Here is a 12018-nt window from a genome sequence, read left to right on the forward strand (position 1 = left end):
CCCGCCCCCCCCGGGCGGGGGGGGGCCCCCCCCCCCCCCCCGCCCGCCCCCCCCGGGGGGCCCCCCCCCCCCCCCGGGGGGGGGGGGGGGGGGCGGCCCCCCCCCCCCCCCCCCCCCCCGGCCCGGGGAGCTCAGCCGTCCCAGGACCAGTCGGCGACCTCCGGCAGATCGGTGCCGTGGGCGCGGATCCAGTCGTGGTGACGCAGCCGGGCGTCCTCCATGCGCTGGCGTACGCCGGCGGCGCGCACCGCGAGCCCGGGGACGCGGTCGATGACGTCCATCACGAGGCGGTAGCGGTCGAGGTCGTTGCGGACGACCATGTCGAACGGCGTGGTCGTGGTGCCGATCTCCTTGTAGCCGCGCACATGCAGATTGCGGTGGCCGGTGCGGCGGTAGGCCAGCCGGTGGATCAGCCACGGATAGCCGTGGTACGCGAAGACCACGGGCTTGTCGGCGGTGAACAGCCCGTCGAACTCGAAGTCGCTCATGCCGTGCGGATGTTCCTCGCTCGGCATCAGCCGCGCGATGTCGACGACGTTGACGACACGGACGGTGAGCTGCGGCAGATGGCGGCGCAGCAGCTGGGCCGCGGCCAGCACCTCCTGGGTGGGGACGTCGCCCGCGCAGGCGAGGACCACGTCCGGTTCGCGTGTGCCGTCCTCGGTGCCGGCCCAGTCCCAGACGCCCGCGCCGCGTGCGCAGTGCACCTGGGCCTGCTCCATGGACAGCCAGTCGTAGCAGGGCTGTTTGCCCGCCACGATCACGTTCACGTAGTCGCGGCTGCGCAGGGCGTGGTCGGCCACGGACAGCAGGGTGTTGGCGTCCGGCGGCAGATAGACCCGTACGGCTTCGGGGCTCTTGCTGAGGATGTGGTCGACGAAGCCGGGATCCTGGTGGGAGAAGCCGTTGTGGTCCTGCCGCCACACATGGGAGGTGAGGAGGTAGTTGAGGGAGGCGACGGGCGCGCGCCAGGGCAGGCGCCGGGTCACGCGCAGCCATTTGATGTGCTGGTTCACCATCGAGTCGACGATGTGCACGAACGCCTCGTAGCAGGAGAACAGTCCGTGCCGGCCGGTCAGGAGGTAGCCCTCCAGCCAGCCCTGGCAGGTGTGTTCGGAGAGGATCTCCATCACCCGGCCCTGCCGGTCGAGGTGTTCGTCCGTGGTCAGGGTGCCGGCCTGCCATGCCTTGCCGCTGACGCCGTACACGGCGTCGAGCCGGTTCGAGGCGGTCTCGTCGGGGCCGACGAGGCGGAAGTCGCGGCGCTCTGCGGTGCCCTGCATGACATCGGTGAGCAGATCGCCCAGCACCCTGGTCGGTTCGTGCAGGGTCGCGCCGGGCTTGTCCACGGGGACGGCGTGGCGGTCGAGCGGCGGCAGGGGCAGTTCGCGCAGCAGCAGGCCGCCGTTGGCGTGCGGGTTCGCGCCGAGCCTGCGCGGGCCCTCGGGGACGCAGGAGAGGACCTGCGGGCGGGGGCGGCCCTGTTCGTCGAAGAGTTCCTCCGGGCGGTAGGAGCGCAGCCATGCCTCCAGCTCGCGCAGGTGGCCGGGGTTGGAGCGCACTCCGGAGAGGGGGACCTGGTGGGAGCGCCACGTGCCCTCCACCGGCACGCCGTCGACCTCGGCCGGGCCGGTCCAGCCCTTCGGGGTGCGCAGCACGATCACCGGCCAGCGGGGGCGTCCGGCCGCGCCGTCCTCGCGGGCGGCGCGCTGGGCCTCGGCGATGCGGTCCAGCGCGGTGTCCATGGCCGCGGCCATGGCGCGGTGGACGACGGCGGGGTCGTCGCCGGTGACATGGATCGGGTCGTGTCCGTATCCGCGCAGGAGGTCGTCGAGTTCGGCCGGCTCCAGCCGGGCGAGGACGGCCGGGTTGGCGATCTTGTAGCCGTTGAGGTGGAGGATCGGCAGGACGGCACCGTCGTGGACGGGGTCGAGGAACTTGTTGGAGTGCCAGGACGTCGCCAGCGGGCCGGTCTCGGCCTCGCCGTCGCCGATCACGCAGGCCACCAGCAGGCCGGGGTTGTCCAGCGCGGCACCGTAGGCGTGGGACAGCGAGTATCCGAGCTCGCCGCCCTCGTGGATGGAGCCGGGTGTCTCGGGCGCGACATGGCTGGGGACGCCGCCGGGGAACGAGAACTGCCGGAACAGCCGGGACATCCCGTCCCTGTCCCGGGTGACGTCCGGGTAGGTCTCCGTGTAGGAGCCCTCCAGCCAGCTGTTGGCGAGGACGGCCGGGCCGCCGTGTCCGGGACCCCAGACGCACAGCGCGTCCAGGCCGCGGGCCTTGATCACCCGGTTGAGGTGGGTGTGCACGAGGTTCAGGCCCGGCGAGGTGCCCCAGTGACCCAGCAGACGGGGCTTGATGTGCTCCGGGCGCAGCGGCTCGGCGAGCAGCGGGTTGGCCATGAGGTAGATCTGGCCGGCGGCCAGATAGTTCGCGGCACGCCAGTGGGCGTCCAGCGCCTGGAGCTCCTCGTCGGTGAGTTCGGCAGTCTGTCGGGCGTCGACGGACATCGGGTTCCTTCCCGGGTCGGGCGGGGCGGAGACTTCTGCGGGCTCGGTCGGCCCGGCGGGCCCGGTGGACCCGCCTGGTCCCACCACCCTCTGCCGGACGCCCGTCGGGGCGACAGGGCCGAGTGGGCCAACCTTCCGGGACGACACCCGTTCGGCGGCCCCGGAGGGCGCGGGCCGACGGCCGGTCACCGAGGGCCGACGGCCGGCGGCAACGGTCCGTCAACCGGTACCCGGACGACCGGCTTTCATCCCCGCACACCCGCCCGACAGGCGGTGGACCGTGCCCACGAGCACCGCAAGCCGACAGGCGACAGGTGACGGCAAGGAGCCCGCACCGGCAGCCGGTGACCGAAGACGACGGCCCGTCAACCGATGCCCGGACGACCGGCTTTCGCCCCCGCACACCCCCCGACAGGCGGTGGACCGTGCCCACGAGCACCGCAGGCCGGCGGGCGACAGGCGACGGCAAGGAGCCCGCACCGGCAGCCGGTGACCGAAGACAACGGCCCGTCAACCGATGCCCGGACGACCGGCTTTCGCCCCCGCACACCCACCCGACAGGCGGTGGACCGTGCCCACGAGCACCGCAGGCCGACAGGCGACAGGCGACAGCAAGGGCCCTCGCCATGGGCCGGCCGGTGGCCCGCCGGCCGGTCACCGGCGGCCGCAGCCGGACACCCGGGCCGTGGACCGGTGGAGTGCGGGCCCGGGCCGATGAGAGGCAGAAGTCCGTCAACCGGGGCCCGGAGACCCAGGGTTGATCCACCGGGACCAGGACGCTCAGGGCTGATCCACCGGACCAGGGACGCTCAGGGCTGATCCACCGGGACCCGCCAGGTCAGCGCGGTGCCTCCGGTGGCGGGGCGGGTGAGTTCGAAGGTGCCGCCCAGCTGTTCCGCCCGCTCCGCCATGTTGCGCAGTCCGCTGCGGCGGCCGTCCGCCGGGACGCCGACGCCGTTGTCCGTGACCGACAGCCGGACCTCCCGGCCGTCGGTCACCAGGGCCACCTCCGCCCGGTCCGCGTGGGCGTGGCGGGCGATGTTGGTCAGGGCCTCGGACAGGACGGCCACGAGATGGTCGGCGGCCTCCTTGGGGACCTCCGTGTCCAGCAGGCCCTCCATGCGGAGGCTGGGGGCGAAGCCCAGCACCGGCGCGGTCTCGCCCAGGAGGCGTACGACACGGCCCCGCAGCCCGGACCCGGCGGCGTCCTCGCGGGCCCTCAGGCCGAAGATCGTCGAGCGGATGATCTTGATCGTCTCGTCGAGGTCGTCCACCGCCCGCGCGACGCGTTCGGCGGCCTGGGGATGGTCGATGAAACGACCGGCGCTCTGCAGGGTCATGCCGGTGGCGAACAGCCGCTGGATCGCCAGGTCGTGCAGATCCCGGGCGATGCGGTCGCGGTCCCGCAGCACGGCGATCTGCTCGGCGTCCCGGCGGCGCTGCGCCAGCTCCATCGCGATGGCCGCCTGCGCCGCGAAGACCTCCAGGGCCTCGATGTCCTTGCCGGCGAACAAAGTCCGCCCCGCCTCCCGGACCAGCAGGACGACACCCCTTACGCCGCCGCCCCCCGTCCCGACGGGAACGGCCACCGCCGGGCCGAGCCCGCTCAGGCTCCGCGAACCCGGCGGCATCCGCTCGTCCTCGGTGACGTCCGCGCTGGTGACCGCGATCGCCGCGGTGAACGCGTCGCCGATCAGGGAGCCCTCGGTGGGCAGGACCAGACCCCGGAAGACCTCCGCCCCGCGCCCCAGGGCCAGCTCCACGGCGAGCGAGCCCGTCTCCTCCATCGGCATCGCGACCACCGCCAGCGCCGCGCCGGTGATCTCCCTGGCCCGGTCGGCGACCAGGCCGAGGACCTCGGCCCGCTCACTGCCGGACATCAGGCTGTGGGTGATCTCGGTGTTCGCGCGCAGCCAGCGCTCACGCTGCCGGGACTCCTCGTACAGACGGGCGTTGTCGATCGCCACGCCCGCCGCGACCGCCAGGGTCGCCAGGACCGCCTCGTCCTCCTCGTCGAACTGCGCCCCGCCGCGCTTCTCGGTCAGGTACAGGTTGCCGAAGACCTGGTCGCGCACCCGGATCGGGACACCGAGGAAGGTGTTCATCGGCGGGTGGTGGGCCGGGAAGCCGTAGGAGGCAGGGTGCTCGGAGAGCTTCGCCAGCCGCAGCGGCTCGGGGTGGCGGATCAGTTCACCGAGGAGGCCGTGGCCCTCGGGGTAGTGGCCGATGCCCGCGATCTGCTCGTCGGTGAGTCCCACGGCGTGGAAGTCCGACAGGCTCCTGCCGTCGGGGCCGATCACGCCGAGCGCGGCGTACTCCGCGTCGACCAGCGCGGCCGCGGCCTCCACGATGCTGTGGAGCACCTGCTGGAGATCCAGCTCCCTGCCGACCGAGAGCACCGCCTCCAGCAGGCTGTGCACCCGGTCCCGGGTGCCGCGGGCCGCGTCCAGGCGGGCCTGGAGCTCCTCCAGCAGCTCGTCCAGTCTCAGCTGCGGCAGCCGTATCCGCGCCTCCTCGGCACCCGACACCTGCGCTCCTCCGGCTCCCGTGCTCGGACCGGACACTCACCGGTCCGGTCAGATGACACGGTAATGCCCCCGCCTGCCCTTCCACGGCAGGGGTCTCGGCCAACGGGGCGGGAGTGGGCCGATCGGCGCCTGTGCCGCGGGCGGGAACTGTGGGACGCTCGAATCAGGAGCGGCACCGATCCCCCGCGGTGTCGCTCCGCCCATGCCGCGGTGCCCGCGGGCGAGAGCCGTACGCGAAGACCGGCGCGCGTCGAGGACACCGCGCGCCGAAACCGGCGGACGACGCCGCGCCCGCGCGGCGGGAACGGGGCCGGCAGGCGGTGCGGGCGGCGCCGAACGGCCCCGGGACGGGGCCGGCCATGGGGCCGATGGTCCCGAGTCGTCAGGCCGATGGACCCCGGTTCGCCCCTGCGGCCCCGACCGCGCCGGAGACGGCCTCCGCGGCTGGTACACAAGAGGCCGCCGCTCCTTCACGAAGCGGCGCCCCACCTGTACTCAGCCCCTTGCCGGGAGACTTCATGCTGTCCGAGGAATCCGCCGCGCTGATCCGGGCCACCCTGCCCGCGGTCGCCGGAGCGCTCGACGAGATCACGACCCGTTTCTACGCCACGATGTTCCGCGACCGGCCGGAGCTGCTCGACGGGATGTTCAACCGCGGCAACCAGGCCAGCGGCGCCCAGCGGCGTGCCCTGGCCGGCTCGATCGCCGGGTTCGCGACGGCACTGCTGGCCGACCCGGACGCCCGGCCCGACGCGATCCTGGACCGGATCGCGCACAAGCACGCCGCCGTCGGCGTCACGGACGACCAGTACACGATCGTCCACAAGTACCTGTTCGGCGCGATAGCCGAGGTGCTCGGCGACGCCGTCACGCCGGAGGTGGCGGGCGCCTGGGACGAGGTCTACTGGCTGATGGCCGGGGCACTGATCGGGCGGGAGGCGCGGCTCTACCAGGACGCGGGCGTCGTGCCCGGCGAGGTGTGGCGGACCTGGACGGTCGTGGAGCGCCGGGAGGAGACCCCGGACGTGGTGTCCTTCCTGGTGCGCCCCGCCGACGGGGAGCCCGCGCCGCGGGCCCGGGCGGGCCAGTACGTGAGCGTGCGGGTGCGGCTGTCCGACGGTGTGCACCAGCTGCGGCAGTACACCCTCTCCTCCGACCCCGGCGGTGACCTGCGGCGCATCACCGTGAAGCGGGTCGCGGGAGTGGCGGGCGACCCCGACGGCGAGGTCTCCGGCCTGCTGCACGCACAGGTCCGCGCGGGCGACGAGCTGACCCTGTCGGCGCCGTTCGGTGACGTCTTCCTCGACGACGCGGCCGACGCCGGGAAGCCCGTCGTCCTGGTCTCCGCGGGCATCGGCTGCACCCCGATGACGGGCATCCTGGCCCACCTCGCCGCGCTCGGCACGGCCCGCCCGGTGCTGGTCCTGCACGCCGACCGCTCCCCCGCCGACCACGCCCTGCGCACCGAGACCCGCGACCTCGTCGGGCGGCTGCCGGGCGGTCGTGCCGAGTTCTGGTACGAGCGGCCGGGCGCGGAGGAGCCCGGCGCCCGGGCCGGTCTGATGGACCTCGCCGGGATCGAACTGCCCGAGGACGCCACGGTGTTCCTGTGCGGCCCGCTGCCGTTCATGCGCGAGGTGCGCGGGCAGCTGCTCCGCGCCGGCGTCCCGGCCCGTCACATCCGCTACGAGGTCTTCGGCCCCGACCTCTGGCTCCCGGGCCCGACGGCCTGACCCGCACCGTCGAGCCCCTCGGACGGCACCCGCCTCACCAGGTGGGTGCCGTCGCCGTTCGGGTGCCTGCGGACAGGCCGGAACCCGGCCCGGGGCCTGGGGCCCGGACCGGGAGGCGGAAGGCGGAAGACAGAAGGCGGGAGTCCGGGCCCGGGGCGAGGCGCCGGGGCCGGGGTCAGTTGTCGTGGAGGTGGAGTCTGTCCTCGGCCTGGGTGGCGATGACCGCGGCCTGGATGCGGCGTTCGACGCCGAGCTTGGCCAGGAGGCGGGAGATGTGGTTCTTCACCGTCTTCTCCGCGAGGTACAGCCGCTGGCCGATCTGCCGGTTGGTGAGACCCTCCCCGATGAGGGCGAGGATCTCCCGCTCACGCGCGGTCAGGCCCGCGAGCGCCTCGGGTTCCTGGGGCTGTTCCCCGGCCCCGCGCAGCCGGGCCATGACCTTCGCGGTGGCGGCCGGATCCAGCAGCGACTGGCCTGCGGCGAGCGTCCGTACGGCGTTGACCAGGTCGGATCCCTGGATCTGCTTGAGGACGTAACCCGACGCGCCGGCCATGATCGAGTCCAGCAGGGCTTCCTCGTCGTCGAACGAGGTCAGCATCAGACAGGCCAGCTCCGGCATGCGCGAGCGCAGTTCACGGCACACGCTCACCCCGTCGCCGTCGGGCAGCCGCACGTCCAGCACGGCCACCTGCGGGCGCAGCGCGGGCACCCGGGCCAGCGCCTGCTCGGCGGTGGCGGCCTCCCCGATCACGGTGATGTCGGGTTCGTCGTCCAGCAGATCCCGCACTCCGCGCCGTACGACCTCGTGGTCGTCCAGCAGGAACACCCGGATCTCAGGGTCGGTGCCGGACCGCTCGCTGGCCATGTTCGAGTGCTCCTCGTCCGTGCTCGCCGGGGCCCGCGGATGGACCGGCCGACTGTCCTGCCTCGATCTTCGCCGTTGCGGGGCCGGACGGCCAGGGCCGTTCGGCCCTGATCGGCGTGGAGAGGACCGAACAGGGCCGAACGGCCCTGGCCTTTCGCGGGTACCCGGCGTTCCATCGACGTGTGGCGCCGGCCCACGGCCGAGCGAGCCCTCCAGACGCCCAGGTGGAAACCCTCATGACCATCGACAACTCCCCGCCGGTCCCCGGCCCGTCCCGGCAGAGCCACGAGCTGGACCGGTTCGAGGCGCTGCGGCTGCTCGGCGGTGTCTCGCTGGGGCGCATCGTCTTCACCGACCGTGCGCTGCCGCAGATCCGCCCCGTGAACCATGTGCTCGACGGGGAGGACATCGTCATCCGCACGCACGCCGGCGCCGCCCTCACCCTGCAGACCAGTCTGGCCGACGGCCAGGGGGTCGTCGTCGCCTACGAGGCCGATTCCATCGACCCCGACAGCCATGCCGGGTGGAGCGTCGTCGTGACCGGCTACGCCCGTCTGGTCACCGAGCCGGACGAGCTGGCCCGTTACCGGACGATGCTGCGGCCGTGGGTGGACCGGGCCATGGAGTACGCCGTACGGATCCACCCGGAACTGGTGACCGGGCTGCGGCTGCCTGGCACGGACGACCGGGACGGCGGCGGCCAGGCCGACCGGGACGCGGCCGACCGGACCCCGGTCACGGACCCTACGACGGGTTCTGCCTGATCGTGCGGCCGCTGATGCTCACCGCGTCGACGCAGATCCACATCTCGCGCCGGCCTCCCGCCCAGGGCGTGCTGAAGGACCGGTTCCGCAGGCGTCGCAGGAGCGCCGGGTCCGTCACGCCCCGGGCGCGGCCGCGTACCAGGACGCTCCAGCCCGTGCTGAGCGCCTCGTCGATGTGGTCGACCTCGAACGCGACACGCCGGCCGGGGGTCTGGGAGGGCACGGAGCCGGCGGCGGTCCGGAACGCGATCGTGCCGTCGACGACGCTGTAGTTGACGGGGAGGACCGTCGGCCCCTCGGCGCCGGTCACCGCGAGCCGGCCCACACCGTGCGTGCCGAGCCGCTCCCAGCACTCCGGGGCGGTGAGTGCCGCCAGCTCACGGTCCCGTCCGGCGGGGCCGCGGCCGGGCGGCGCGTCCACGTCGCCTCCGGCGAGGGCAGACACGGTGGTCTCCAGGGCTCCCGCGAGCCGGAGCAGCGTGCTGCGGCCGGGCGCGGAGCCGGGCGTCTCCTCCAGGTACTCCAGGTAGGCGACGGCCATGCCCGCGCGTTCGGCCGCCTCCCGCCGTGTCAGGCCGAGCGCGGCGCGGCGCGAGGCGAGCCGGCGTCCGAGGTCGCCGCGGCCATGGCCGGTCGTGGTGTGCGTGGCATCGGATGCCGTCCGGTTCCGCACGGCACTCGCCTCCTCTTTCCGTTCGGGCCGGCGGAGCCGGCTTTCCGCTCAGACCTCTCCGGCCGCCCCCTGTCCGCCGGAGAGCACCACCTTGAGGGCTCCCGAGTCGGCGGCGTGCGCGAAGACCTCGTACGCCTCCTCCATCCGCGCCGACGGGAAGGTGTGCGTGACCAGGGATCCCACGGGCAGCCCTCCGGAGGCCGCCATCCTCAGCAGGGTCGGGGTGGACCAGGTGTCGACCAGGCCGGTGGTGATCGTCACGTTCTTGATCCACAGGTCTTCGAGGTGCAGGGTCACCGGTCTGCCGTGCACGCCCACGTTGGCCACGCGGCCGCCGGGCCGCACCAGGCGGGTGCACATCTCGAAGCTCTCCGGCACGCCCACGGCCTCGATCACCACGTCGGCGCCGAGTCCGTCGGTGAGGTCGGCGACGAGTTCCTCGGGAGCGTCCCCGGCCTGGACGACGACGTCGGCGCCGAGCCGGCGGGCGGCGTCGAGGCGGGCGGCGCTGAGGTCCACCGCGACGACCCGTTCGGGCGAGTAGAGCCGTGCGGTGAGGATCGAGGCGAGGCCGACGGGACCGGCGCCCACGACGGCCACGGTGTCGCCGGGCCGCACGTCGCCGCTGACCACGCCCACTTCGTACGCGGTCGGGAAGATGTCCGCGAACAGCACGGCGTCCTGGTCCGTCAGCCCGCCCGGCAGCGGATGCACGGACAGGTCGGCGTAGGGCACACGGACGTACTCGGCCTGGGTGCCGTCGATGCGGTGGCCGAGGATCCAGCCTCCGCCGCCCCGGCACTGTCCGTAGGCGCGGTCCCGGCAGAAGCGGCAGCGGCCGCAGGCGGTGATGCAGGAGACCAGGACCCGGTCGCCGGGCCGGACCGTGCGTACGTCGCCGCCGGTCGTGACGATCTCCCCGACGGCTTCGTGTCCCAGGACGGTGCCGGGACGCACCTCGGGGACGTCGCCCTTGAGGATGTGCAGATCGGTGCCGCATATGGTGACCGCGTCGACGCGTACGACGGCGTCGGTGGGTTCGTCGATCCTCGGGTCGGGGACCTGCTCCCAGGCGGACTGTCCGGGGCCGTGGAAGACGAAGCCCTTCATGACGGTTCCTCCTTCGGAGTGACCCCCATGTCAGCTTCGGCCGCGCCGGGCACGGTGCGCTTGGGCCGTTCGGCCCTCGTCGTGCGCCGAGCGGGTCCCGGTGGCGCACGGCGCGGCCCCGGTGTGCCGGGCGGGCAGCAGGCCGGGACCGCGTGGAACGAGGGGGACGGGGCCCTCTACCAGACGAGACCGCCGTCGACGCGGATGTTCTGGCCGGTCACCCAGCCGCCGTCCGGGCCGACCAGGAAGGCGACCACGTTCGCGATGTCGGTCGTGCCGCCGAGGGCGCCGAGCGGGGTCTGCCTGCTGACCTCCTCACGGATCTCGGCCGTCGTGGCCCGGCGCAGCATCCCGTTCTCGCCGCTGTCCGTCGGACCGGGCGAGACGGCGTTGACGGTGATGCCCCGGGGGCCCAGCTCGCGGGTGGCGATCCAGGTGAACTGCTCCAGGGCGGCCTTGCTGGCGGCGTAGACGGCCTCCTGCTGCCGGGGCCAGCGGGTGGTGACGGTCGACATGTTGACGATCCGTCCGCCCTCCGTCATCCGTTCCGCGGCGTGCTGGATGGCGAAGAACGGGGCCTTGGCGTTGACCGCGATCTGCCGGTCGAAGTCCTCCGGTCTGGTGGAGCCGATGGGGGTCCGTACGAAAGTGCCCGCGTTGTTGACCAGGATGTCCAGGCGGGTGCCGAAGTGCTTGTCGGCGGCCAGGAACAGCTGCTCTATCCGGTCGAGGTCGGTCAGTTCGGCGTGTTCCGCCCGGACCGTGCCGCCCTCGGCGGTGATCTCGTCGACCGTCTCCTGCGCGGCGGCGGCGTCGTGGCCGTAGGAGAACACCACCGACGCGCCGTCGGCGGCCAGTCTCCGCACGATCGCGCGGCCGATGCCGCGTGACCCCCCGGTCACGATCGCGGTCTTGCCCGCCAGCGGAGTGGTCCGCTCACTGCTCATCGTTTGCCGCCTCTCAAGGTTCTCGGCACCCGGCACTGCCGATTAGGTCACGGGGCGGAAGGGGTGGACAACAGTGGCCTGATTACTTTGGGAGGTTCCTCGGGTACCGGTTCCGCGGGCCTTCGCCGAGGTGCCGCGGCACTCTCCGCGCAGGGCCCCGCGGCCTCGTCCGGCCTGGTCCCGCAGGTCAGGGAGGGGTGACCGGCCGGCCCAGCCGCGGGGCGAGCCAGGGCCTGCGGCCGCCCGCCCTCGTCCGGCCCCGTGCGACGGCCTTCCAGAGCGGTGTGCGCCGGAAGGAGACCAGCAGGAACGTGCTCGGCGCCGGGCATGCGGCGATCGCAGGAACGGCCGCCGGCGACGCCCCGGGCCCGGACCGGGCGCCCGTGGATCCGGGAACCGGCTGCCCGCCGACGGCCCGCGTGCCGTCATGTGTCGTCGTTCTCGACCTCGCCGGGGGGCAGGGGCCATGCGCACTGCGGCAGCACTCACATCGACGGCGGCTCTGCTGCTGACACTCGTCGCCTGTTCGGGCGGATCAGGGGACTCGGGCGATCCGGGAGGCGGCGCCACGGCTTCCGGTACGGCGTCGGCGGCGGCAGCCGCCACTGCGCCCTCGGCGGACGCCGAGGCGATCGGTGTCCGCGTGGCGGCCGTGGCCGCGGTCGCCACCGGGGACCGGTCGCAGACCCCGGTGGAACCACGGCCGTCCGGCTGCGAGTCGCTGTCCGCCACCGACTACGGCTACGGCTACCGAAGCGCGCCGGCGATGAACGAGAAGGCGGCGGAAGACGTCCTGGAGGACGCTCTCCGGAACGACGGGTCCCCTTCCGGCGGGACCACCGTGGGCGATCCTCCCCTCGCCACCCCGTGAGGCGGACGCCTCGG

General features: G+C 73.7%; 9 protein-coding genes. 3 read left to right on the forward strand and 6 right to left on the reverse strand.

Going from position 1 to position 12018, the window contains the following annotated elements; all coding sequences use genetic code 11:
- Positions 1–131: 131 nt before the first annotated feature.
- Complete coding sequence (locus ACIQGV_RS23130; RefSeq protein ID WP_402496965.1) at positions 132–2513, reverse strand: phosphoketolase; 2382 nt, start codon at positions 2511–2513, stop codon at positions 132–134.
- A gap of 809 nt (positions 2514–3322) precedes the next feature.
- Positions 3323–5041, reverse strand: coding sequence for a GAF domain-containing protein (locus tag ACIQGV_RS23135; RefSeq protein ID WP_402496966.1), 1719 nt, complete (start codon positions 5039–5041; stop codon positions 3323–3325).
- A gap of 518 nt (positions 5042–5559) precedes the next feature.
- On the opposite strand from ACIQGV_RS23135, the gene ACIQGV_RS23140 reads away from it, so the two are divergent.
- Positions 5560–6774 carry a globin domain-containing protein gene (locus ACIQGV_RS23140; RefSeq protein ID WP_402496967.1) on the forward strand — a complete coding sequence of 405 codons (1215 nt, stop codon included), beginning with the start codon at positions 5560–5562 and terminating at the stop codon, positions 6772–6774.
- Positions 6775–6949: 175 nt separating this feature from the next.
- On the opposite strand, the gene ACIQGV_RS23145 is transcribed toward ACIQGV_RS23140, so the two are convergent.
- Positions 6950–7639: a response regulator gene (locus ACIQGV_RS23145; protein WP_402496968.1), complete on the reverse strand. Its 690-nt coding sequence runs from the start codon at positions 7637–7639 to the stop codon at positions 6950–6952.
- A 236-nt stretch (positions 7640–7875) separates the two neighbouring features.
- Between ACIQGV_RS23145 and ACIQGV_RS23150 the strand changes: the two genes are divergently transcribed.
- A complete protein-coding gene (locus ACIQGV_RS23150; RefSeq protein ID WP_402496969.1) occupies positions 7876–8403 on the forward strand; it encodes a pyridoxamine 5'-phosphate oxidase family protein in 528 nt (175 codons plus the stop codon).
- Here the strand turns inward: ACIQGV_RS23150 and ACIQGV_RS23155 are convergent.
- From ACIQGV_RS23155 to ACIQGV_RS23165, 3 genes are all read right to left on the reverse strand, one after another.
- The gene (locus tag ACIQGV_RS23155; protein ID WP_402496970.1) at positions 8384–9076 is read right to left on the reverse strand and encodes a helix-turn-helix domain-containing protein; all 693 of its coding nucleotides are present in this window, start codon (positions 9074–9076) and stop codon (positions 8384–8386) included. The genes ACIQGV_RS23150 and ACIQGV_RS23155 overlap by 20 nt on opposite strands.
- Before the next feature lie 48 nt (positions 9077–9124).
- Complete coding sequence (locus ACIQGV_RS23160) at positions 9125–10186, reverse strand: zinc-dependent alcohol dehydrogenase family protein (protein ID WP_402496971.1); 1062 nt, start codon at positions 10184–10186, stop codon at positions 9125–9127.
- A 176-nt stretch (positions 10187–10362) separates the two neighbouring features.
- Positions 10363–11133 (reverse strand): SDR family oxidoreductase, encoded by a 771-nt coding sequence (locus tag ACIQGV_RS23165; protein ID WP_402496972.1) that lies wholly within the window; start codon positions 11131–11133, stop codon positions 10363–10365.
- Positions 11134–11599: 466 nt separating this feature from the next.
- Between ACIQGV_RS23165 and ACIQGV_RS23170 the strand changes: the two genes are divergently transcribed.
- Positions 11600–12004 carry a hypothetical protein gene (locus tag ACIQGV_RS23170; protein ID WP_402496973.1) on the forward strand — a complete coding sequence of 135 codons (405 nt, stop codon included), beginning with the start codon at positions 11600–11602 and terminating at the stop codon, positions 12002–12004.
- Positions 12005–12018: the final 14 nt, after the last annotated feature.

Source organism: Streptomyces sp. NPDC093094, from assembly GCF_044754345.1.
GTDB lineage: Bacteria > Actinomycetota > Actinomycetes > Streptomycetales > Streptomycetaceae > Streptomyces.